We start from the raw sequence: 22,309 nt of genomic DNA on the forward strand, positions 1-22,309 counted from the left end.
TAAAGGTGGCAATGCAGCCGGTTATGGGATCGCATATTGGCGCAACGATTGTCTCGACAGTTCGTGGGGATCCCCCGAGCGCGAGCCGATGCCGGCTCCGAACCTCGGCACCTCCGGCGCGACAAGCATCAAGCGCCTCGTGAACGGACCGGGCATCCTGCTTCCCCATGCAGTCGCAAACGGCCATGCCCCGGATGTCTTCCGACGCGATCCCAACAAGAGATTCGAACGCCGGGTTGATATCTTCATAAACAAAGCGCCCTTCACATGAAGGGCGCACCACAAAGAGAAGGTCGGAGGCTAGTTTCCAGTACAGCCGATCGCCCGCGCTTGCTGCGCCAATGCCTGGCCATCCCTGCGCATTGGTTCGATCCGATCCGCACGTGGGAGCAGTATGTTGCTTCACGGTACGCATTCGCCTTCCGCACGGCTCTCCATGCTGAGAGCCGCCCCTTGCCTCGACCAATCTCCCTGACCCGATCGGATACCCAGTCCGCACCATACACCGTCAGGTAGCAGAGCGCCATTGACGTGGAGCAATCTTTGGATTGGAACTCGCGAATTCTTGCGCTGCACCAGTCGCGAGTGGGACGGCGGCAAATGAGACGCTGCCATTCGTGATTGGCACTAACCGCATATCGCCTTCGCGTCTCGTGCATCTTTCGGTTATTGAATCAGAGCCGAAGCTCTGGAGAAACGCTTTAACGCCGAGTGCCCGCAAGGCGCAGCATCATCATGAACAGGTTGATGAAATTGAGGTAGAGCGACAACGCGGCGAGTACCGACTTGCGGCCTGCGGAAGTTTCATCGTCCCCAGAGTCGTACATCGCCTTGATGCGCTGCGTATCATAGGCAGTCAGGCCGGTAAAGATGCCGACGCCCACGATCGAGATCAGCCAGTCAAGTCCGGTCGAGCGCAGGAACAGATTGACCACGCTTGCGATGATGACGCCAATCAAGCCCATGAACAGGAAGGTGCCCAGTCCGGACAGGTCGCGCCTGGTGGTGTACCCAAGGATGCTGAGCGCTCCGAACGTTGCGGCGGCGATGAAGAACACGCGTGTGATCGAGGAACTTGTGTAGATGTGGAGCAAGGTCGAGAGCGACACGCCGACCAGGGCTGCATAGACAAAGAACAACCAACGTGCCGTTGTCGCCGATAGCGTATGGATGCGTGAACTGATGAAGAACACCAGGGCCAGCGGCGCCAGGATGAAGATCCACATCAGCGGATTCTGCAGTAATGCCGGACCGGTGAGCTGATAAGTCAGCCAGGCGACAAGAGCGGTGAGGCCGACACCTGCGGCCATGTAGTTGTAGATGCGCAGCATGTAGTTGCGGAGGCCGACATCGACCGCGATGGCATCGCTGCTAGTCGCACCGGAGGTGACTGCATCCTGGTCATAGTTTGACATGGCTTGCCTCCTCTCGACCGCGCCCAGCACGGGATAGTCAAGCCTATGGTGATGGCCCGATGCAGGATATTAGATAATCACCCGATATTCCGGGGCGGGAACTACGCTGTTTCGGTGCAGGGCGTTGTCGCTGGAGGAGATGCCTTATTCACTGGGGCCGCCGCTCGTCGCCACTTGTCGAAGCGGACGCGATATTGCTTTCGGGCGGCTCGCCTCCTGATATCGGACGTCGCGCAGCATGGCCGCGATCCGCAGTTTCTGCCGCCCGCTCCTACATAGAATCCCGGATGTGCGCGCGGCAAAGTCGACGATAGGATCGTAGTCATCGGCTGCCGGCATCCCGCATTCCTTGCCGCCCTTAGCGCTTGCACTATCGCCGATGGGAAATATGGAGGCGTGCATGAACATCCGACTCGTGGTCGGCGCTCTGATCGTCGGCGTAGTTGCAGCCATCGCAGCGCCGCCAAGCCTGTCGGTAGCCCAATCGACTGACCAGGGCGCGGCTGCGCAAAAGAGCGCAACACCGAATACAAATATGAACCCACACAAGCATCGCCATTGGCGCCACCGCGGCGGACGGCATCCGCATTTCGGCAGCAGGCGGGTTCGCACCCATGCACCTGCAGGGCGGTCGTCGGGCAACTGAACCGCTGGCCGGCCGATTGTGTGGCACGACAGGCGCAATCCGTTCATGTAATTTGAGCGATCGATGACTGATCCAAACGCAGTACAGGAACGAATCCGACAGCGGTGGATGTTCGATGAGCGAGACTAACGGGCAGCGGAGTGGGGGCGCGCCTGCCTCGACCGGTTCGGGAAGAGCCGATCTTCTATGGCGGCGGTTACCCTATGTCGTCGCACTCGTGCTCGCCATCGCAGGCGTCGCCTATACCAATATCTCGCATCAGCCGCTTGTAGGTTATTGGGAGTTCCTGGCGCTTGCCGTCGCTGTGGTCTGCGTCGTGACCAAATGGCCCGAGCTCGGCAGCAAGCAGGCTCAGTTTCGGTTGATCTGGACCCAGGCGCTTCATTGGGTGGCCGTTCTGGTGACGATGAACATCATGCTTGTCTCCGGCGTTCAACAGCTGCTCCCCACGCCGGCTACCAGCCTGGTGCTTCTGACCTTATTGGCGCTCGGCACCTTCCTCGCCGGCCTTAGCCTTTTGTCCCCCCAGATCTGCTTCCTTGGCATCGCCATGGGTGCCGCAGTTCCGGCGCTCTCCTGGCTGAAGCAGTCGGTGATCTTTTTCCTTCTTGCCGCCGTATTCCTGGTCGGCATCGGCATGACCTTTTGGCTTAGCTACGGCCGCGCAGCAGCACCTCACAACAACGAAGATCAAGTCGAGGCCTGAGATGCAGACGATACGGTTGCTTGGCGCCTTGTGCGTTTTCGCTTCAATTCCCGCCGTCGCAACGCCCGCGCAAGGCGAGATATTCAGGGTCGGTCGGCTGTTGTGTTCCAGCAGCCCGCGGATCGGCTTCCTTGTTGGATCGACGCAGTCGCTGCGTTGCGTATTCTACCGGAGAGGTTCGTCGCAGCGCTACATTTACGCTGGGCGAATAAGGCGTGTCGGTCTTGACCTCGGCGTCACCGGAAGTGGCGTTCTATCCTGGGCCGTGTTTGCCAAGAACTCGCGGATTGGGCCCGGCACCATGCGCGGCAGCTATGTGGGGGCCAGCGCCAATGTTGCGCTGGGACCCGGCTTTGGCGCCAACGCCCTGATCGGCGGATCGCGCCGAAGCGTCGTCCTGCAGCCGCTTTCCGTCGAGCGCGCGATCGGCGTCAATCTCGCGGCGACGGTGACCCATTTGACCCTTGGCGAAAGAGGACGTCGATGACGGATCCCCGATAATTTGTTCCGAGTGGCGCGCCAAATTGCCATCATTCTAGTAAGAATTGCGCAGTCGGGTTTGCGCGGATCTTCTTGGGTTCCGGCATTCGGGGGCGGGAGAAGCAAGGCGAATCCAGCGGAGTTCGAAAATGAATTCGCGCCACTTCACTCGATCACCTCGTCGGTTTGAGCAGGCAGCCTCGCCGCTGCGGTGAGCGGCGAGGTCGGCATCGTCAAGGCGTACCAGTGATCTTGTCGCTTCGATCGGTCCTGATATCTTTTTTATTGCTGGCGATCCTCGCGCTCGTCTGCATCGCGGTCCGCGCGCAGGACATAGCCCCCGACAAGGAATTGGTGGTGGCGACCAAGGAAGCCCCGCCTTTCGCGATGAAGCAGCCGGACGGGAGCTGGGGCGGTATCAGCATTGAGCTCTGGAGACGGATCGCTGATCGGGCGCATCTTAAGTTTCGCTTGGTTGAGACGCAGAGTGTGCAGGATCTGCTGGATGGCGTCGCGAAAGGCACCTTCGACGCCGGCGTCGCAGCCGTAACCGTGACTGCTGCACGTGCACGCGATGTCGATTTCACTCAACCTTTCTACAACACCGGACTCGGGATTGCGGTGTCTCTCAATGAGAGCCCCTGGGTCTCGATCGGACGGGCGCTTCTCTCTTTCGGCTTCTTCCAGGCTGTCGGTCTGCTGCTTTGTTTTGCGATGGCGGTGGGGTTCATCATTTGGCTGCTGGAGCGGCGCAAGACGGAACATTTCGGCGGGGGCGCCAAGGGGCTCGGCTCCAGCTTCTGGTGGTCGACCATTGCCATGACGCAGGCCGGAGCCGCAGCGAATGCACCGGCAACGCTTCCCGGGCGGATCGTCGCGACCGGGTGGATGATCGCTTCCGTGATCGCGATAGCCGTGTTCACCGCCGGCATCACCTCCACCCTCACGCGCAGGGAACTGCAAGGCGCAGTCCACAGCTTCAACGACCTGCGATCCGTGCGCGTCGGCGCCGTCGCGAACTCTCCGACAAGCGACTACCTCATGCGCCAGCAGCTTTCGTTCCGAGCATTTCCAGACGCTCAAAGCGGCCTGTCCGCACTGAGCCGCGGTCAGATCGATGCCTTCGTCCATGACAAGCCGCTGCTGGCCTGGATCGTTCGTAACGACTTCTCAGGCTCGATCCGAGTCGTCGATACCAGCTTCAGCAGCGAGCGATATGCGATCGTGCTGCCGAAAGGCAGTGCCTTGCGGCCGATGCTCGATCTTGCCGTGCTCGATCAAATCGAAAGCGATCGGTGGCAACAGACGCTGTTCCTGGCTCTTGGAAACGCCCGATCGCCCTGACTCTCGCGTCGGCTCAGCCGGCGCTCGTCAGCGCTTGGCGCGATGCGATCCAGATGACGTCCGCTATGCGCGGGACGGTCGGCTTGGCGTGCAGAGGGTGACCTGCTCCCAATTGCACTACGTCGGAGTCGTCAGAGCATGATCCGGAAAAGTGGGCAGCGTGAGACGATTCGAAGAAACGTCATCACGCTCTAAGTAGGTCGCGGTTTCCGCTCAGACGGCAGTCCCTGCTCGATGCTTTGAAACCGCAGCGGTGCGAGGGCGACGGCGCGTTGCCACCAGTCCGTCACGCGTTCGTCGAGCGCGGTTCCGCCTCGGCCTTTGCCTGGGATGATCCTGATGCCCCTGACCACTTCGGCTTGATAGCAGCGAGCGAGGCGGGTGATCTTGATGACGATGCCGGCCCGGCCCCGCTTGGTCAGCGGGACCAGCAGGCGGCCGTTGCGGCGGAGCGATTCAATCCACAGCGGATGCGGATGATTGAAGCCGGCATGGACGATGATCACATCGGCCGGGCCGCTCACGTCGTTGCAGCCGTCGCCGTGGACCACTTCGACGTTCTTGTATCGGCGGAGATTGGCGGCGGCACGGTCGGCCAATGTCTTGTTACAGTCGATGGCAAGGACCGTGCCTTGCGCGCCGACGATCCTGGACAGGATCGCCGAATAATAGCCGAGCCCGCAGCCGATCTGCACCACGCGCTCTTTTTCCCTGATGTCGAGGATATCGAAGAAGTGCGCCCACAGGCTCGGCAGTCCGGTGTCGAGCTTGCGCCGTTCATCGATCGCCACCAGCGCGTCGTCGTAGAGGTGAACGGGATCCGCATCGGCGGTGGAGCTGTAGCCGCGTCCGACCTCGCGGCGGATCCGCCAGGGGCCGCCGCCCGCAAAGTGCTCGCGCGGCACCGTGGCGAAAGCCCGCAGCAGGCGCGCCGACGAAATCTGCTCGCGTTGCCGGATCGCTTGCGCGTAGCGTCGTCTTGCCGCCGCCAGATCGCTCATCCCGCCTGGTGTAGCCCTGTCTGGTTGTCCCATGGATGCTGCCTTGACGGATTCGCGCCGAGTTCCTCCATCAGATTCCACGCGTCCTTCAGGTCCGGCGTAAGGAAGCCTTCCGCGAACTGCGCCGTAACAGGCACGAGCAGTTCGATGGCCTGCTCGCGCCTGCCGGCATCGCGCCAAAGGCGTGCCAGGCTGACGACCGATCGCAATTCCCATGCAAGCGCGCTCTGCTGGCGGGCCAGCTCGATCGAGCGGCGGAACAGCTCCTCGACGTCGTCGGCCACAGCGAGCCCGCCTTGGGCAAAGGTCGTTTCACCCTGCAGGCGATAGACCTCGGCGAGGAAGAAGTGGTCACCGGTGCGCCTCGCAACCGCGAGTGCGCCGTCCAGCGTCCGCAGTGCCGCTTCCAGGCGGCCGACTTTCGCGTAGGCAGTCGCGAGCAGGCTCCTGAACCAGCAGGTCGCCAGCCAGGCCTCCATGGCTTCATAGCCCTCCAGTCCCACCCGCATCTGCTTCAGCCCTTCGTCGATATCGCCGAGTTCGACCATCGCCCATGCGCGCAGAATGCCTGCCTGCTGCTTCCAGTGCTGGAAGCCATGATCCGACGAGACCACCATGGCGCGGTCGGAATAGTTCATGGTGCCCTCGACATCGCGCAGGTGCTGGCAAAGATAGGCGCCGAACTCGAGGGCAAAGGCGAGCGTGAACGGATGACGCAGCTGTTCGGCGTTGACGATCGCATCCTCGGTGTGCTGGCGCGCCGCATCGGGACGGCCGAGAAACCACTGGAGATATCCGAGATAGGACAGCGACACGACGCCAGGATCGATACCGTGCCGTTCGGTCAGTTCGCCGTGCCATTCGGGCGTGTAGAGCCCGATGCAGCGCTGCAGATGATAGTGCGAAGCCGCAAATCGCCCGCGATAGAGCATGGTCATCGCGATCGACCTGTGGGCCTCGATCAGATATCCGGCATGCTGCTGCATCGATTGCGCGGTTGCGTTCGGGCGTACGCGCTTCGCGAATTGCAGGAGTTCGACGCTGAGATCATGGGCGCGCTTCAGATCGGCGCGGATGAAATGGTACACCCAAAGCCCGCGGGTCGCCGCGAACACATTTGCCTCATCGTCAAGCTGGCGGCCGAGCTCGAGCGCCTGGGCGTAGTTTTCCTCGACCTCCTGCGCGGCGTAGCCCTTGGCGGCGATCAAGGCGTTGCCCAGCGCGGTGCGAAGCTCCAGCTCCATTTCGTCGCGTCGCATCATCTTGGGATGGCTTTGGGTGACGCCGAGGCCGCGCCGGAGATGGCTGATCGCTTCCAGATTGGCGCCCGCCTTTGCGGACTGCCTGCCCGCCTTCAGCCAGAAACCAACGGCAGGTTCGGCCTGGCCGGATTCGGTCAGGTGATAGGCGAAAAGCTCGGGCTCGCGCTCGGTACGTTCGGGATAGAGATCCGCAATCACCTCAGCGATCCGCGAATGCAGCCTTCGTCTTTCGCTGTGCAGGAGGCTCGAATGCGCCGCGTCCTGGATCATCACATGCTTGAAGGCATAGATCGCATCCGGCGGATGACCGCGGCGAACGATCAATCCCGCTTGCTCGAGATGATCAAGCGCTGCCTCGATCTGCTCCGCCGGAGCTTCGGCGACCGCGCGAAGGATATCGTAGGAGAACTCGCGGCCGATCGTGGCTCCGATCTGGGCGATCTTCTTGAACGGCCCCATGCGATCGAGGCGCGCCATCAGCGAGTCGGTCAGCGTGGCCGGGATCGAGAGCTGGCGCCATGGTCCGGTGAAGACATAGCGCCCATGCCGCTCGGTGAGCAGGTTGGATTCGATGACCGCCTTGGTCAGCTCTTCCAGGAATAACGGCACGCCGTCGGTCCTGACGATGATCTCCTCGACCACTTCCCTTGGCAGCTCCCGCCGGCCTGCGACCCGCTCGACCAGCGTCGTCCGCAATTGCCGGCTAAGCCGGTTGAGCGTCAATGCCGTGATGTGGCGATGCGCATTCCAGCTCGGCTTGAATTCCGGGCGGCAGGTGACGATCACGAGAATGGCCGCGTTCTGAGCCCGCTCCACCAAGAGATCAAGCACTTCCCGCGAGGTAGGATCGATCCAGTGGGCATCCTCCAAGGCGATCATCAATGGCTGGTCGCGCGCGAGCCCGACCAGATGGTTCACCAGCGCGGCGACCGTCACATCCTTGTGCTGCTGCGGCGAAAGCTCCGGCAGCGCATGCCGGTCGCCGGTCGAGATCGACAATAGCGCAGCAAAGATCGGCACCACCTGCTGCACATTGCCCTTTGCGGCGATCACGGCCGCTTCGAGGCTTGAAAGCGCCAGCACCGAAGAGCCTTCGCGATCGAGTCCGATCGCGAATTTGAACTGCTCGATAAACGGATAGAACGCGGTGCCGGTGTAATAGGGAGAACACTGGAACGACAATTGCCCGTGATGCTCGCCCGCGATCCGCTCGTGAATCTCCTGGAAAACGCGCGACTTGCCGATTCCGGGCTCGCCCGACAGCAGCACGACCTGGCCATGACCCCGCTTGGCCTGTTGCCAGCGTCGCATCAGCAGGGCGATTTCTTCCTCCCGGTTGACCAGCGGCGTCAATCTCGGACCCATTGCCGCGGCGAAGCGTGTTTCCGTGCGCGCGCGGCGGACCACGCGCCAGGCCTGGACTTTTTCGGATATCCCCTTGAGCGCGTGAATGCCGAGGTCCTGGTAGTCGAACTTTCCCCTCAACAGCGATTGCGTCGAGGACGCGATGACCACCCCATTGACGGGGGCCAGCGGCTGCAGCCGGGCGGCAAGGTTCAGCGTTTCGCCGACGGCGGAATCGCGCTCCTCGGTGCTCTGCCCGATCAGGTCTCCGACGACGGCAAGGCCGGTCGCAATTCCGATCCGAACCGCAGGCGTATAGCTGGACGCCGCTCGCTGCTCGCCGCCCTGCGCCGATGACAGCGCCTCGACGATCTCAAGCCCGGCGCGCACCGCACGCTCGGCGTCGTCTTCATGCGCGTGCGGGTAGCCAAAATAGATCAGGATGGCGTCGCCGATATAGCGTGCGGCGAAGCCGTCATAATGCTTCACGATCCGGACGCAGGTCTCCCTGAAGCGGCCGATGATGTCGCGCACATCCTCTGGATCGAACTGCTCGGAGAGCGAGGTGGAGCCGACCATGTCGCAGAACATGGCGGTGAGCTGGCGCCGCTCGGCGGCGTTGCCCGTTCTCGGCGGGACGCTGCGATCCGCTACCGGATTGTTCGGTGCGATCGGGACGAGCGAGCCTATCGCGCGCTGCAGGCGCCTGCGATCGCCCATCGGCAGACCAAGCTTCGCCAGATCTTCTTCGGTTAGATCGGGGATGACATCGAGGCCGATGCGGTGCTGGATGAAAAGATCGGCGTATTGGCCGAGGCCGGCCTCCTCGAGCCAGTGCTTCAAGCCATCTGTCGTTTCAAAACCTGGCTTATTCTCCGGCATGATTATCCGTCGGGCTGCATCTCAGGAGAAAGGACGTGTCTCCGTTCGGTTGCGCACATTTTGGGGACTTTTGCCCGACCTCGGTCTGGACGGATCTGCGAAGTTCGAGAACAATAGCTCAACTCGAGCAAAAAGGCACGAGCTTGTCGGACATCGCAGCCACACCGTCGCAAGGATCGGCCGGCAGCAGCACCGGAGGCCAAGCCCTTTCGTGCATCCAGGCCTTTTCGAGCATCGGCGATATGCTTGATTTCTATTCCCGCAACGCGCCCGATCGGCCTGCGGTGCTTGCTCCCGGGCGGGGCGCGGTGACCTATGCCGGGCTTGCCGCGCGCACCAGTGAGACCGTCCATCAATTGCGCAGGCTCGGCATCGCTCAGGCCGATCGCGTCGCCGTGGTATTGCCGCGGGGCGTCGATAACGCGCTGGCCCTCATTGCGGTCGCAACAGCAGCCGTCTGCATCCCGGTCAATCCGGACCTGACCGGGGATGAATTTCAGCGCTATTTCAGCGAGCTGGAGCTTGCCGCTCTCGTCACGTCTACGGAAGCGGGGTCTGCAAGCCGGGCCGCCGCGCACGCGCTGGGGGTTGCTGTGATCGATCTGTCGCCCCGGGGCGGCCTTGGCGCCTTCGAATTGGCAGGCTCGTCGGTTGGGCCTGCCGTTGTGGGCGGGGCCGCGCGCGGAGAGGATGATGCCTTTATCCTGCTGACCTCGGGCACGGCGTCTCGCCCTAAGATGGTGCCGCTGACACATGCGAGCGTGTGTCTTTCGGCCTACAATGCTGCGGTGGTCTTCGCGCTGGGGCCGCAGGATCGCCTGCTCAACATGCTGCCGCTGTTTCATGCGCATGCCCTGATATCCGGCCTGCTCACGGCGCTCGCGGCCGGATCGAGCGTGATCTGCACCGCGGGCTTCGACCCCGTTTCCTTCTTCGCCTGCCTGAAGGAGTTGAAGCCGACCTGGTATACTGCGGTGCCGACCATCCACCGCGCGCTGCTATCCGCTTCAGAGCATGACACAGAGATGACGCGGGGGTCTTCGCTGCGCGTGATCCGCTCGGCATCGGCGTCGCTGACCCCCGACATTCTCCAAGGGCTGGAAGCGCGGTTCGGCGTGCCCGTGATCGAGATCTACGGCATGACGGAAGGCGCATCCCAGATCGCCGCCAACCCTCGCCACCGGCGCAAGCCGGGCTCGGTCGGCCTGCCCGCCGGCCCCGAGATCGCGATCATGGATAATGAAGGCCGGCGGCTGCCGGCCGGCGAGCACGGCGAGATCGTGCTGCGCGGCCCGACCATCAGCCGGGGCTATTACAACGATCCCGAGGCGACCAGAGCCGCCTTCCGGGATGGCTGGTTCAGGACCGGCGACCTCGGCTATTTTGACCCCGACGGTTATCTGTTCATCGTCGGCCGCATCAAGGACGTCATCAACCGCGGCGGGCAGAAGATCTCGCCGTTGGAAGTGGAAGAGGCGCTGTTGGGCCACCCCGATGTGCTCGAGGCCGGCGTCTTCGGCATTCCGCACCAGAAGCTCGGCGAGACCGTCGGCGCAGCGATCGTGCTGCGGCCGCAGTCCGGCGCGACAGCGCATCAGCTTCGGCAATTCGCGCGGCAGCGGCTCGCCGCCTATAAGGTGCCTGGCCTGATCCGGATGGTTCAGGCGTTGCCGAAAGGGGCGAGCGGCAAACTCAAGCGAAGCGCGCTTGTCGAATTGGTGTCGGCCGGACCGGCAAGCGAGGACACCGAACACAAGCGTTTGCCTCGTTCCGAATTGGAGCGGCAATTGGCCGAGATCTGGGCGAGGCTCCTGGAAGTGGAGCGGGTCGGCGTCGATCAGGACGTCTTCGCGCTGGGTGCGGATTCGCTCGGTGTCACGCAAATGCTGTCGCGCCTGCGCGAACAATTCGGCGCTGATCTGTCGTTCAAGGAGATTTTCGACGCGCCGACGGTCGCTGAGCTTGCCGGGCGACTGCAATCGGGAGCGGCGGGCCGCGACCTCGTGATGCCGGGATGGCGCAAGACCGCAACAGAGTCAGGCCGCGCGCCGCTCTCGTTCCAGCAGCAGCGGATGTACGTCCTCAGCCGGTTGGATAAGACCAAGTACAATTACAATGTCGTCGAAGTGGCGCGCCTGTCCGGCCGGCTCGACGTCGCCGCGTTCGAGGCTGGTATCGCAGCGCTTTGCGAGCGGCACGAGGTCTTGCGTTCGACCTTCTCCGAATGGCTGGGCGAGCCGGTACAACGCGTCGATGCGGCGATGCCACGGCTCGAACACGTGGACTTGAAGGGATGCGCCAAGGGTGAGCGCGAAACGGCGATCCGGCGGGAAGCCCTGAGATTGGCGCATCACCAATTCGATCTCGAACATGAGCCGCCGCTCAAAGTCAGGCTGTTGCGCTTTGGGGCGACCGATCATGCGCTGCTGATCAACATCCATCACCTCGTCACCGACGGTTGGTCACAGCGGTTGTTCTGGCAGGAGCTTCAAGCGCATTATGCGGCAAGCCGCGCGGCCGCGTTGCCTCCGCTCGCGTTCCAATACCGCGACTTTGCCGCGTGGCAGCAGGATTGGGCGGCGACGTCGGCGGCAAAGGAGCAGTTGAGCTACTGGCGCAGGCAGCTTGATGGCGTCACCACGCTGCCGCTCCGCACCGATCGCCCACGCCCACAGATCTGGAGCGGTCGCGGCGCCCGGCATTACATCGAACTGCCGCAAGGCTTATCGGCGAGGCTGAGGGCGCTGAGCCAGGCCAAGGGCGTCACGCCGTTCATGACGCTGCTCGCGGCGTTTCAATGCCTTCTCCATCGCTACACCGGCCACGACGATGTCGCGATCGGCTCGCTGATCGCGAACCGCAATCAGATCCAGACCGAACGCCTGATCGGGCTGTTCGCCAACACCGTGATCCTGCGAACCGACTGCTCCGGCGATCCGACCTTCGGCGAGCTATTGCGGCGGGTGCGGCATGTCACGCTCGACGCCTATCGCAACCAGGATCTGCCGATCGAGGAGGTGTTGCGGGCGCTGCAGGTATCGCGCAGCCGCGACGGCAACCCGCTATTTCCGGTGATGTTCATCCTGCAAAGCGCTTCGATCGAGGCGGCGACGTTTCCGGGCTTGTCGACGCAGCGCCTCGAGATCGATCCCCAGATTTCGCGCTTCGACGTCACGCTCGAGCTGGTCGAGGCCGATGGCCGTTTATCGGGTTTCTTCGAATACAGCACCGACCTGTTCGACGCTTCGACGATTGCCGGAATGGCTGTGCATTTCGAGCGGCTCCTGAAAGCGGTCATTGCCGATCCCGAGGAGCGAATTTCGCGCCTGCCGCTGCTGTCGCCGGCAGAGCGCCGCCGCGCGCTGGCGGCTTGCAATGGGGTCGAAGCCGATTTCAGCGCCTTCGATCTCTGCGAGCGGTTCGACCAGCAGGTCGCGCGTGCGCCGGCAGCGGTCGCGGTCTCCGCAGGCGAGGTGCGTGTGAGCTACCGCGAGCTCGCCAGCCGCAGCGCGGCAATCGCCGCGCGGCTCGCGCAGGAGGATATCGGCGACGAGACGGTGGTCGCGCTATTCGCCGAGCGAAGCCCGGATTTGCTGGCTGCGATGCTCGCGGTACAGCGCGTCGGGGCGGCCTTTCTCTGCCTGGACCCGACCCAACCCGCTGCACGGCTGGCCGCGATTCTCGCATCCAGCGGGGCACACTTGATATTGGTCGGAGCAAGCAGCTCCTCGGCCTTGCAGGAAGTGCTTTCCAGCTCGCTTATTCAGCGCCGGATGCCCATTGTCCAGCTTGAGGGCCTGACCGCTGCCAATCCGGTAAAGCCGGCGCGGCGCACGCCATCGAATCTCGCCTATGTCATCTACACCTCCGGCTCGTCGGGGACGCCCAAGGGCGTGATGATCGAGCAGCGGGGATTGTCCAATCATCTCGCGTCCCTGATCTCCGAGCTTGGCCTGTCGTCCGCGGACGTCATCGCGCAGACCGCGCCGCAGAGTTTCGTGATCTCGGTCTGGCAATTTCTCGCCGGTATCGTGGCCGGCGCACGCGTCCACATTTGTGCCGACGAGATCGTGCGCGATCCCGAACGGCTGGCGCAAGAAATCGAGCGGGCAGGGGTCACGGTGCTGCAGATCGTGCCGTCGCTGCTGCGGGTTATCCTTGAACAAGCCGACGAAGCGCCGGTGCGGCGCGCCTTCTCCCGACTGCGCCTCCTGATCTCGACCGGCGAGCCGCTCGCCGTCGATCTCTGCCGCGCCTGGTTTCGGCGGTTTCCCGAGGTGCCGTTGGTCGACGCCTACGGCGCATCGGAATGCTCCGATGACGTCGCGCTCTATCGCCTTACTGCGCCGCCGGCGCTCGCGACCAGCGTTCCGATCGGCCGCCCCTTGCCAAATACGCGCCTTTACGTGCTCGATCCGCATCTGCAGCCGGTGCCAGCCGGGATGGTGGGGGAGCTCTGCGTCGGCGGCGCCGGGGTCGGGCGCGGCTACATCAATGATCCCGGGCAGACGAATGCACGTTTCCTGTGCGACCCATTTTCGCAAGATGCCGACGCGCGTTTGTATCGGACCGGCGATCTCGCCCGGCGCCGCTCCGACGGCACGATCGAATGCATGGGGCGCATCGACGATCAGGTCAAGATCCGCGGCTATCGGATCGAGCTGAAGGAGATCGAGCATGTTCTGCTTGATCATCCGGATATCCGTGCTGCCATCGTCGAGCCGCGCGACGCCGGCGGCGAGAGCCGGCTGGTCGCGCACATCGTCGCGGCTCCGGGCAGTCGGCCGGATGCTGGTGCGCTACGCGATTTCCTCAAGAGCAGGCTGCCGGGCCACATGGTGCCCGCAGCCCTCCTGTTCCTTGAACGCATTCCGCTCAACAGTCACGGCAAGGTCGACCGTGCCGCGCTGAGGGGGGTACATCAATCCGAACCGAAGGCCAGCGGCGTGACGATGTCGGCGCGACGCGGCACCGAGAAGACGCTGACCGATATCTGGATCGATCTGCTGAAAGTCCCCAGCATCGGCGTCGCCGACAATTTCTTCGACCTTGGCGGCCATTCATTGTTGGCCGGCCAGGCGATGGCGCGTCTCGCGCGGGCGTTCGGGGTGTCGTTGCCGATCAAGACGATCTTCGAGGCGCCGACCGTAGAAGAACTCGCGCAGCGCATCGACGATGCGTTGGCAAGGAAGCCGCAGCACGTTCTGCCGATCATTCCGGATCTCGTGGAAACGGGCCCGCGCCTGCCGTCCATCGCGCAGGCCCAGATGCTCGGCATCGAGAGCGCGCTTCCGGGGCTTCCCCTGTTCAACCTGCCCTTTGCACTGCGGCTGCAGGGGCTGCTCGATCTCGCCGCACTAAAGAAAAGTCTTAGTGAGGTGATGCGCCGTCACGAGTCGCTGCGCACCGCCTTTGGCTGGGATGGCGACGAGCCTGCGCTCGTGATCACGCCGCCCGGCAAGTGCGCCGCGCCATTGAGGGTTGAAGATCTGGCGGTTCGCGCGCCGTCGGGCGACAGGCGCGTCAGCCAACTGCAGTTAAGGAAGGCCATGCTTCGCGCCGAGCAGGAAGCACGGACACCATTTGACCTGACACGCGCGCCGCTATGGCGGGCGCGCCTGTTGCGATTGGGGCCGGACGACCATGTGCTGCTGCTCACGATCCACCACGCCATCGCCGATGGCTGGTCAATCGGAATCCTCTTTGACGAGATCTCGCGACGCTATGCGTCGCTCGTCGCTCGTCGCTCGGGACCGGCGCTGCAACCGGCGTTGCCGTTCTCCGATGCGGCGCGTCGTCAGCGCGGATGGTGTGCGACCGACGCTGCGGCGCAGCAGGCCAGTTATTGGAAGGAGAATTTGCGCGGCGCCACGCCGGTCTTTGGTGACATTGCCGGCGTCGCGCCAGCCCCACCTAGCGATCATCAGCCGGTGCGCCTGTCGGGCGATCTGGTCGCAGCGGTGACCGCCTTTGCAAGCCGAGAGAATGGCACGCTGTTCATGGCGCTGTTGGCGGGTCTGAAGACACTGCTCGCGATGCAAACCGGCCGCGATGACATTTGCGTGGCCACTGCGATGGCCAATCGCTCCCGGCCTGACACCGAGCAAGTGATCGGACCGTTCGAGAATACCGTAATCGTCCGCACCCGCATCGATCCCGGCCTTTCGTTTCGACAGGCGTTCGCCCGCGTGCGCGACAGCGTTCTCGAAGCCCATGCCCGACAGGAATTGCCCTTCAACATTCTCGCCGCGCGGCTCGCCGAAACGGGCATCGATCCAGCCTCCCTGATCCAGGTCTACTTCACCTTGCAGAATCCTCTGCGCCAGCCGCTGAAGTTTTCGGATGTGAAGATACGCACGCTTGGAAGCGCCTACCGTGAAGGACAGCCCGTGCTGCCGGTCAATCAGACCTGGCTCTCGCTGATGCTGAAGGAGCGGCAGACTGGCATCACCGGCTCGTGCAGTTACAAGCGCGAGCTGTTCGGACACCATGTGATTCCACAATGGATGGAGGATCTTGTTGTGATCCTCACGCGTGCTGCAGCGCAGCCTGATGCGCCGTTGCAACGTTTGCTCCGTCGCCGCGCCGCATGAGATGCGCAGGCGTCGATTACTCCAGGCTGTAACGAGTGAGAAAACTACCTTGATTATTTGTCGCTTCGCGAGCAACATTGTTCTCGCGCCTGGCAAGGGGCGGCGGGAAACCCGGGGTATTTACTATGGGATTTGTTCCGTATCTTGATTTCGATAAGCTGACACCCGACGAAAAGAAAAGTCTGAGGGATCTGCTCAAGCGCGAGCGGGATCAGCTCAGAGATGCGTTGGCCCTCACGGAAAAGGGCTTGGCGAAGTTAGGCAAGGCCGCCAAAGCCAAGAAGGCCAAAAAGAAGAAAAAGAAGAGCAGGTAGAAGCTGCGCGACATCGATGCCATGCGCGTCAGCGCGAGAGGCCGCCTTGCCATCCTGCATCGCGCCTGGCCGCGCGTGCGTGGCATTGGCGCGGCATTTTGGCGAACAAGCGCAGATCCCGATCGTCGGAGCTATCGGCGATGAAAGCCAGGCTCCGCGCATTCCCTGCCGTTTCGCGCAACCGCGATCCTGCAAAATATGCCGACGAGCTGATGCGGGTCGCGCATTTCGCCGACCGCAACGGCTTCGAAGGGATCTTGCTGTTTGCCGGCAATGACGTGTTCATCGAGCCGTGGTCGATGGCCCAGCATATCCTCGCGCGCACGCAACATTGTGCGCCGCTGATCGCGGTCAATCCGGTCTATCTGCATCCGTTCACCGCGGCAAAACTGATCTCCTCCTTTGCGCTGCTCTACGGCCGGAAAGTCTACCTCAACATGATCACGGGGACTGCGCTGAGCGATCTGCAGGGCCTGGGCGACGAGCAGTCCCACGCCGAGCGATATGCAAGGCTAGGCGAGTTCATCGCTGTGGTACGCCAATTGTTCGCGAGCACGCGGCCCGTTAGTTTCCGGGGCAGGTTCTACACCACGAACAACCTGCAGATCTGGCCGCGCCTGCCGAAGGAATTGATCCCGGAATTTCTGATCGCCGGCCAATCGGACGATGCCCGCCGCGTGGCGACGGAGATGCAATGCCTGATGATGCAGATGCTCCCGCCCGATCTCGAGCAGGGAATAAAGGCTCCCGGATTGAATTTTGGGATCTTTGCGAGGGAAAGCCGCGCGGAGGCGAGGCGGGCCGCAAAGCGTCGATTTCAGGACAGCGACGACAATCGCGAATTATTCAAGCTGACCATGGGGAACACCGATTCCGTCTGGAAGCGGCGCCTTGGCAAGGATGAGCAGGGCGGCGCGATCCGCGACAATGGCTATTGGCTGCTTCCATTCCTGACCTTCCAGGCGGATTGCCCGTATCTCGTGGGCAGCTATGCTGAGATCGGAGCGAAACTGCGCAGCTTCGCCGACTTGGGCGTCGGCAATATCATCCTCGACGTGGTCGCGGCCGAGCAGGAACTCGATCACGTCCGCAAGGCGCTTGCGTGCAGCGGGGTGTTCTGAATAACGGCGCCGACAAGGTGCAAATGAATCGACGACTTCGCGAAGTCGAGCACCAGCGGCTTGCCGAGGCCGAGTCTGCGCTCGTCGGAATCAATATCTCCCCGATCACTCGGTCGGGCGGCGTCCGGTGCGCGGGTTGAGCGGGGCGGTCGCCGGTCGCCGCAGCGCCTCGGGAAGAAACGGTTCGTCCGGCGCGGGTGAGGGATCGGCCCGGACGTCGGCCGCAGTTTGCGCCCGTTCGTGGGGGCTTTGATTGTCCCTGAACTTCCGCTTCACGTCGACGCCGCTGACGGGATCGTTGACGCCATGCTGGATGTCCCTGGTGTCCGTCATGATGTGTCTCCTGGAAGATCGGCGCCTCCAGTGAGAACGCCCGCGCTGGCCTGCTGTTCCCCTGGTTTCCGAGTCGGGAACACGCATCGTCGCAGGAACCTCTCGCCGGGCGCTTGCTTGATATCGAACGATCGATGACTCGGGAGCTGCAACCATGCACGACAGCACCGTCAAGAAAGTATCGGAAAAGACCTCGCCAAAGGGTGCGATGGGACAGACCTATCTGGTCTCGGGCAAGCGCGTCGCCATGCGGATGTGGAACAATGAGCGGCCGCAAACCGACCTGCCGCATCGACGCGATTACGAGACGGTTGGCTATGTGATCTCCGGCCACGCCGAACTGCTGTTGGAGGGGCAGACCATCAAGCTCGGCCCCGGCGATTCCTGGCTGGTGCCGGCCGACGCCGAGCACTGCTATCACATCATCGAGCCTTTCACTGCGGTCGAGGCGACCTCGCCGCCGGCGCAGGTACATGGCCGCGATGAGATGATGCGATAGGCCGCAAGGCGACGACGCGATCGGGGTCTCTGCACCTCTAGACCCCGATCGCGTTTTTTGCCACCACGTCGCGATAGAATTCCGCGCTCAGTTTCGGCACCCGCGCTTGCGTCTCGAAGTCCACCCGGTAGAGACCGAAGCGCTTCTCGTAGCCGAAGATCCACTCGAAATTGTCCATCAGGCTCCAAAGGAAATAGCCGCGCACCGGGACGCCCTCCGATGTCGCGCGCTGGAGCTGGGTCAGATAGTTGCGCAGATACATGATGCGGTCGAGATCGTAGACTTTGCTCTCGGCCGTAAGCTTGTCCTCGGATGAGGTGCCGTTCTCGCTGATATAGATGTTCTCGATGTTCCAGATCTTCGCCGCGAGCCTCGGCGCCCAATAGATCGTCTCGGGGCCGACCCGCAGCCATTCCGAATTCATGTGCGGGAACGAGGCCGGGAACGGCAGCACGTTGAAATGCGGCTTGCGGTCCGAGGCCGTGATGTAGAACTGCGGTGCATAGATATTGAGCCCGACGAAATCGGTCGGCGAAGCGATGATCTTCAATTCCTCGGGCGTGAATTTGGGCGCATCGGCGCCGGCATATTCGAGGAAGCCCTCGGTATATTTGCCCTCCAGGATGACGCCGAGTAAGCCCGCGTTCAATTCGCGCGTGGCAATCTCGGCGGCGCGGATGTTCTCCGGTGTCGCGATCGCGGGCACGCAGGCGGCTATATTCTCGGCGACGCCGACCCTGGTGCCAGCGCGTCCCTTGGCGCGGATCGCCTGCACCGCAAGCCCATGGCCGAGCGCGACGTGATGGCGAACCTGGTTCAATTGCGCCGTCGGCAGTTTGAGCCCGGGCGCGTCGATGCCCCAGCCATAGCCGAAGTTGACGAAGCGGCCGGCCTCGTTGACGGTGAAGATGTTCTTCACCCGGTCGGTGATGCGCTCGGCTACATAAGCGGCGTAGTCGCCGAACGCCTTTGACGTCTCGCTCGATTGCCAACCACCGACGCGGTCCTCCAGCGCTTGCGGCAGGTCCCAATGGTAGAGCGTGGCATAGGGTTCGATGCCGTTCGCGAGCAATTCGTCGATCAGGCGGTTGTAGAAGTCGAGCCCTTTCGGGTTCGGCGCACCTGCACCTTCCGGAAACACCCGCGGCCAGGCGATCGAGAAGCGATAGGCCTTGACGCCGAGATCCCTGATCAGGGCCACGTCCTGCTTGTAGCGGTGATAGTGCTCGTTGGCGCGGTCGCCGTTGCTGTTGTCCTCGATCTTGCCGGGCGTGTGGCTGAATGTGTCCCAGATCGAGCGGCCGCGGCCGTCCTCGTTGACCGCGCCCTCGATCTGGTAGGACGAGGTCGCGGTGCCCCAGACAAAGCCGGCGGGAAACGGGCCGGGCGCGTGCGGGTTGGCGGCAGCGGCCGGAGTCACGTTGCTCTCTGCGGCAGCGGCCGGCGCCGCCGCGACGCCGAGCGCGGACATGCCCGCAAGCTTGGCGAAATGCCGGCGTGAAAATCTACCGAACATCGGTCACTCCGGTGGGGTTGGCGTCGATCTGATAGACCGAGATCCGGTCGATCTCGAAGGCGATGCTCTTGGGCGAACTGGCATCGACGAAGCCGACGCCGAGAAAGAATTTCGATCCCATCGCAAGATTGACGATCATGTACATGGGATCGTCGTATCCGATGGGGACCCCGATGTCGGACACCGGCTTGCGGTCGATGAAGTAGATCAGCCGATCTTCTTCCCACAGCACACCGTAATTGTGGAAGTCGGAGTCCGCGCCGGGCACGGTGAAATCAAACCCGCAGGACTGGATACGCTGGGTCGAAGGAAGCCGCCAATGCGTCGTCATCACGATGTCGCCGGGCCGCTCGCCTCGTCCTTCCACGACGTCGATTTCCGGAGGCCAGCCGCCGTCGTCGGCGAGCATCCAGAACGCCGGCCACACGCCGCGGCCTAGTGGGATCTTCGCGCGAATTTCGAAATAGCCGTATTTCTGCGAGAACTTGCCCTGCGTCGTCAGGATGCCCGAGATGTATTCATTGTCGAATAGCGCCGGCTTCAGATCGGGCGGCGTGCGGCTGGCGACGATCGACAGCACGCCATTGTGAACCCTGAACGGGTCAAGTCCCAGCGGGGTGTTCATTCGGCCGCCATAGCGGGGATCGACATAGATCTGCTGCTCGCCATTGGCGCTGGTCTTGCGTTTGAAATCGGAGCCGTCGCCGCCCCAATAGCGGGCCTCCGGCCACGCCGCGCCACCGGCATAATGCGGCACCCATCTTCCGCCTTCCAGCGGATGTTCGTTGAAATCGTCGCTGAACGTCCGGTGCAGCGACCGGAAGGTCAGCGACATCGGCGGCTGATCTTCGACGCGGCGGCACTCAATGGTCGTGGGGTCGGTCGTCACCTGCAAAGTGAGCGCCGCCGGCGCTGCTGCGAGATCGTCCTGGGCGAGGGCGGGCGCCGTCATGGCGATGTAACCGATCGCGAGCAGAACTCTCGGGGTCAATTCGCCGATCATCTCCGGCCTGCAAAGGGTAGGTTAATCCACGTTAACCTTTCGCGCGGCCGCCGGGCAAGTCCGCGTGTGGGTGCGGGCCATCGTACTGGACTGTAACGCAGCGGTGATCGTGGCAGCGGTTCCCGTTAACCTGATGTCAACGATCCAAGCAAGCGGCGCTTCAACCGAATCTTAGCGGTTTCTACTCATATAGTGTGTCGATCGTCCCGGGGTGTGTGCGTGCGTTCATGATGCGGCGATGGCCCTATCTGGCCAGGAGCGCGCTGGTCGCGGCCAGCGTGGCTGCCTTTGCGGCGGGCGGACATTTTGTCGCGACCACTGCGATCGACACGCAGCAAGCCAAGCAGCTTGAGGAATTGGCCAATATCGCGCTGCGACGCTCCGAAGTCGCGGTGGATTTCAGCGTTGCCACGCTCAATGACGTCATGCAGCGCGGTCCGATGACCTGCGATGCCGCTTCCCTCCAGGCCGTCCGCCTCAAGGTCTATCAGCGCTCCCAGGTCAAGGACATCCGCCTCGTCAACCGGGAAGGATCGGTGATCTGCTCCGCTTATTCGGAGACGCTCGAGTTCGACAATGAATGGGTCACGCGCCCGCGCATGCTGCAGACCGCCGATCACAGCCTCCTGCTGTTTCGGGTCGACCAGATCAATGGCGTCGCGCTCGGCGTGTTGAAGGACATCGACGCGCAGACGTCACTGGTCGCCATCCTCGGTGTCAGCGCTATCCTGTTCGACATCCTGCCCACGGAATTGCGCGACCACGGCGAGGTGATGGCCCAGCTCGACAACGGCGCCGATATCGGGCGATTTGCCGCCTCGCAGGTGTTGGATGCGACCGACGCCGTGACCTTCAGCAGCGCATCGCACCGCTATCCCTTGCGCGCGCTGGTCCGGGTCGCGCCCGATGCCCTGCAGCATTGGAACAGGGACGGCTATTGGCCGTCGATGCTGCTCGCCGCCGCGCTCGGCCTCGCTTTCGGCCTGTTGATGACGCGGGCGGTGGCGCGCCTGGAAGGGCCGATTGCCGATATCGACCGCGCACTGGCGCGGCACGAATTCAAGCCGTACTTCCAGCCGACCTTCGATCTGCGCACCGGCGCGATCAGGGGGTGCGAGGTGCTGGCGCGCTGGGTGCACCGGGACGGCAGCGTCACGCCGCCGATGAATTTCATTCCGCTTGCCGAATCCAGTGGCCGCATCGAGGCGATCACCTGGCAGATCCTCGCATTGGCCTTGAAGGAGATGCGCCCGCGGCTCGCGGCGGACAAATATTTCAAGATGTCGGTCAACATCACCCCGCGCCATTTGCTCAGCGATGCCTTTGTCAACCGGCTGCGCCGCGAGGTCAGGGAAAGCGGCGTCTCGGCGCGCCAGATCGTGATCGAGGTGACCGAGCGCGAAGCATTTCCGGACCTTGAGAAGGCCGCCGCCGTCATCGAAGCGTTGCGTGAGCATGGTTTCAAGGTCGCGCTGGACGATGTCGGAGTCGGGCACAGCGGCCTGTCCCAGATCAAGCGGCTCGGGGTCAACACCATGAAGATCGACAAGTTCTTCGTCGATACCATCGTGCAGGATGGCTCGGCTGCGACCATCGTCGAGATGCTGGTGCGGCTCGCGGCGAAGCTCAGGATGAACGTGATCGCCGAGGGCATCGAGACGGTCGAGCAGCGCCAGGCGCTGCTCCGTTGCGGCGTCGAGTGCGGCCAGGGCTACCTGGTGTCGCCGCCATTGCCCTATGCAAAGTTCGACGAATTCCTCGTCGCATATGAGGCCCGGATGGAGGCCGAGGCGGTCGTTCGGCAAGCCTCCGTCGCTTAGCGCCCGCAGCGCGTCGCATAACGCTTTGCC

General features: G+C 63.0%; 15 protein-coding genes and 1 pseudogene. 8 read left to right on the forward strand and 8 right to left on the reverse strand.

Annotated features, from left to right (window positions below):
• Positions 1-7: 7 nt before the first annotated feature.
• From YY7_RS62905 to YY7_RS0101695, 3 genes and pseudogenes are all read right to left on the reverse strand, one after another.
• Positions 8-502 (reverse strand): annotated as a pseudogene (locus YY7_RS62905) (PAS domain-containing protein); the annotation flags it as partial.
• Positions 503-701: 199 nt separating this feature from the next.
• Positions 702-1,415: a Bax inhibitor-1/YccA family protein gene (locus tag YY7_RS0101690; RefSeq protein ID WP_028161712.1), complete on the reverse strand. Its 714-nt coding sequence runs from the start codon at positions 1,413-1,415 to the stop codon at positions 702-704.
• Between the two features lie 144 nt (positions 1,416-1,559).
• The gene (locus tag YY7_RS0101695; protein ID WP_155254990.1) at positions 1,560-1,754 is read right to left on the reverse strand and encodes a hypothetical protein; all 195 of its coding nucleotides are present in this window, start codon (positions 1,752-1,754) and stop codon (positions 1,560-1,562) included.
• A 422-nt stretch (positions 1,755-2,176) separates the two neighbouring features.
• Here YY7_RS0101695 and YY7_RS0101700 point away from each other — a divergent pair, with 422 nt between their 5' ends.
• The 3 genes from YY7_RS0101700 (at position 2,177) to YY7_RS0101710 (ending at position 4,591) form a co-directional block, all read left to right on the forward strand.
• Positions 2,177-2,767 carry a hypothetical protein gene (locus YY7_RS0101700; protein ID WP_028161714.1) on the forward strand — a complete coding sequence of 197 codons (591 nt, stop codon included), beginning with the start codon at positions 2,177-2,179 and terminating at the stop codon, positions 2,765-2,767.
• 1 nt (position 2,768) lies between these two features.
• On the forward strand, positions 2,769-3,254 hold the full coding sequence (locus tag YY7_RS57700; protein WP_080663527.1) for a DUF992 domain-containing protein: 486 nt from the start codon (positions 2,769-2,771) through the stop codon (positions 3,252-3,254).
• Positions 3,255-3,532: 278 nt separating this feature from the next.
• Positions 3,533-4,591, forward strand: coding sequence for a transporter substrate-binding domain-containing protein (locus YY7_RS0101710; RefSeq protein ID WP_245287149.1), 1,059 nt, complete (start codon positions 3,533-3,535; stop codon positions 4,589-4,591).
• A 191-nt stretch (positions 4,592-4,782) separates the two neighbouring features.
• On the opposite strand, the gene YY7_RS0101715 is transcribed toward YY7_RS0101710, so the two are convergent.
• Both YY7_RS0101715 and YY7_RS50320 read right to left on the reverse strand, forming a co-directional pair.
• On the reverse strand, positions 4,783-5,592 hold the full coding sequence (locus tag YY7_RS0101715; RefSeq protein WP_028161716.1) for a protein-L-isoaspartate O-methyltransferase family protein: 810 nt from the start codon (positions 5,590-5,592) through the stop codon (positions 4,783-4,785).
• Positions 5,589-9,080: an AAA family ATPase gene (locus YY7_RS50320; protein ID WP_051396433.1), complete on the reverse strand. Its 3,492-nt coding sequence runs from the start codon at positions 9,078-9,080 to the stop codon at positions 5,589-5,591. The genes YY7_RS0101715 and YY7_RS50320 overlap by 4 nt, the downstream gene beginning before the upstream one ends.
• 242 nt (positions 9,081-9,322) lie before the next feature.
• Between YY7_RS50320 and YY7_RS0101725 the strand changes: the two genes are divergently transcribed.
• From YY7_RS0101725 to YY7_RS0101735, 3 genes are all read left to right on the forward strand, one after another.
• Complete coding sequence (locus YY7_RS0101725; RefSeq protein ID WP_196237204.1) at positions 9,323-15,673, forward strand: non-ribosomal peptide synthetase; 6,351 nt, start codon at positions 9,323-9,325, stop codon at positions 15,671-15,673.
• Between the two features lie 77 nt (positions 15,674-15,750).
• Positions 15,751-15,987 carry a hypothetical protein gene (locus YY7_RS50325; protein ID WP_028161718.1) on the forward strand — a complete coding sequence of 79 codons (237 nt, stop codon included), beginning with the start codon at positions 15,751-15,753 and terminating at the stop codon, positions 15,985-15,987.
• A gap of 140 nt (positions 15,988-16,127) precedes the next feature.
• Positions 16,128-17,108: an LLM class flavin-dependent oxidoreductase gene (locus YY7_RS0101735; RefSeq protein WP_028161719.1), complete on the forward strand. Its 981-nt coding sequence runs from the start codon at positions 16,128-16,130 to the stop codon at positions 17,106-17,108.
• A gap of 105 nt (positions 17,109-17,213) precedes the next feature.
• On the opposite strand, the gene YY7_RS0101740 is transcribed toward YY7_RS0101735, so the two are convergent.
• A complete protein-coding gene (locus YY7_RS0101740) occupies positions 17,214-17,441 on the reverse strand; it encodes a hypothetical protein (RefSeq protein ID WP_028161720.1) in 228 nt (75 codons plus the stop codon).
• Between the two features lie 154 nt (positions 17,442-17,595).
• Here YY7_RS0101740 and YY7_RS0101745 point away from each other — a divergent pair, with 154 nt between their 5' ends.
• A complete protein-coding gene (locus YY7_RS0101745; RefSeq protein WP_028161721.1) occupies positions 17,596-17,940 on the forward strand; it encodes a cupin domain-containing protein in 345 nt (114 codons plus the stop codon).
• Positions 17,941-17,977: 37 nt separating this feature from the next.
• On the opposite strand, the gene YY7_RS0101750 is transcribed toward YY7_RS0101745, so the two are convergent.
• On the reverse strand, positions 17,978-19,456 hold the full coding sequence (locus YY7_RS0101750; RefSeq protein WP_028161722.1) for a GH1 family beta-glucosidase: 1,479 nt from the start codon (positions 19,454-19,456) through the stop codon (positions 17,978-17,980).
• Entirely contained in the window at positions 19,446-20,459 is a 1,014-nt protein-coding gene (locus YY7_RS0101755) for a glycoside hydrolase family 16 protein (protein ID WP_028161723.1), read from the reverse strand. Before YY7_RS0101755 ends, YY7_RS0101750 begins: the two co-directional genes overlap by 11 nt.
• Before the next feature lie 227 nt (positions 20,460-20,686).
• Here YY7_RS0101755 and YY7_RS0101760 point away from each other — a divergent pair, with 227 nt between their 5' ends.
• Positions 20,687-22,279, forward strand: coding sequence for an EAL domain-containing protein (locus YY7_RS0101760; protein WP_028161724.1), 1,593 nt, complete (start codon positions 20,687-20,689; stop codon positions 22,277-22,279).
• Positions 22,280-22,309 lie beyond the last annotated feature (30 nt).

It is taken from the genome of Bradyrhizobium elkanii WSM2783 (genome assembly GCF_000472865.1).
Taxonomy (GTDB): Bacteria; Pseudomonadota; Alphaproteobacteria; order Rhizobiales; family Xanthobacteraceae; genus Bradyrhizobium; species Bradyrhizobium elkanii_A.

What these genes read in the sequence shown, in the direction of transcription:
- YY7_RS0101690 (WP_028161712.1), bottom strand. Translation starts at nt 1,415, where the DNA reads ATGTCAAACTATGACCAGGATGCAGTCACCTCCGGTGCGACTAGCAGC.
- YY7_RS0101695 (WP_155254990.1), bottom strand. Translation starts at nt 1,754, where the DNA reads ATGCCGGCAGCCGATGACTACGATCCTATCGTCGACTTTGCCGCGCGC.
- YY7_RS0101700 (WP_028161714.1), top strand. Translation starts at nt 2,177, where the DNA reads ATGAGCGAGACTAACGGGCAGCGGAGTGGGGGCGCGCCTGCCTCGACC.
- YY7_RS57700 (WP_080663527.1), top strand. Translation starts at nt 2,769, where the DNA reads ATGCAGACGATACGGTTGCTTGGCGCCTTGTGCGTTTTCGCTTCAATT.
- YY7_RS0101715 (WP_028161716.1), bottom strand. Translation starts at nt 5,592, where the DNA reads ATGAGCGATCTGGCGGCGGCAAGACGACGCTACGCGCAAGCGATCCGG.
- YY7_RS50320 (WP_051396433.1), bottom strand. Translation starts at nt 9,080, where the DNA reads ATGCCGGAGAATAAGCCAGGTTTTGAAACGACAGATGGCTTGAAGCAC.
- YY7_RS0101725 (WP_196237204.1), top strand. Translation starts at nt 9,323, where the DNA reads ATGCTTGATTTCTATTCCCGCAACGCGCCCGATCGGCCTGCGGTGCTT.
- YY7_RS0101735 (WP_028161719.1), top strand. Translation starts at nt 16,128, where the DNA reads ATGAAAGCCAGGCTCCGCGCATTCCCTGCCGTTTCGCGCAACCGCGAT.
- YY7_RS0101740 (WP_028161720.1), bottom strand. Translation starts at nt 17,441, where the DNA reads ATGACGGACACCAGGGACATCCAGCATGGCGTCAACGATCCCGTCAGC.
- YY7_RS0101745 (WP_028161721.1), top strand. Translation starts at nt 17,596, where the DNA reads ATGCACGACAGCACCGTCAAGAAAGTATCGGAAAAGACCTCGCCAAAG.
- YY7_RS0101750 (WP_028161722.1), bottom strand. Translation starts at nt 19,456, where the DNA reads ATGTTCGGTAGATTTTCACGCCGGCATTTCGCCAAGCTTGCGGGCATG.
- YY7_RS0101755 (WP_028161723.1), bottom strand. Translation starts at nt 20,459, where the DNA reads ATGATCGGCGAATTGACCCCGAGAGTTCTGCTCGCGATCGGTTACATC.
- YY7_RS0101760 (WP_028161724.1), top strand. Translation starts at nt 20,687, where the DNA reads ATGATGCGGCGATGGCCCTATCTGGCCAGGAGCGCGCTGGTCGCGGCC.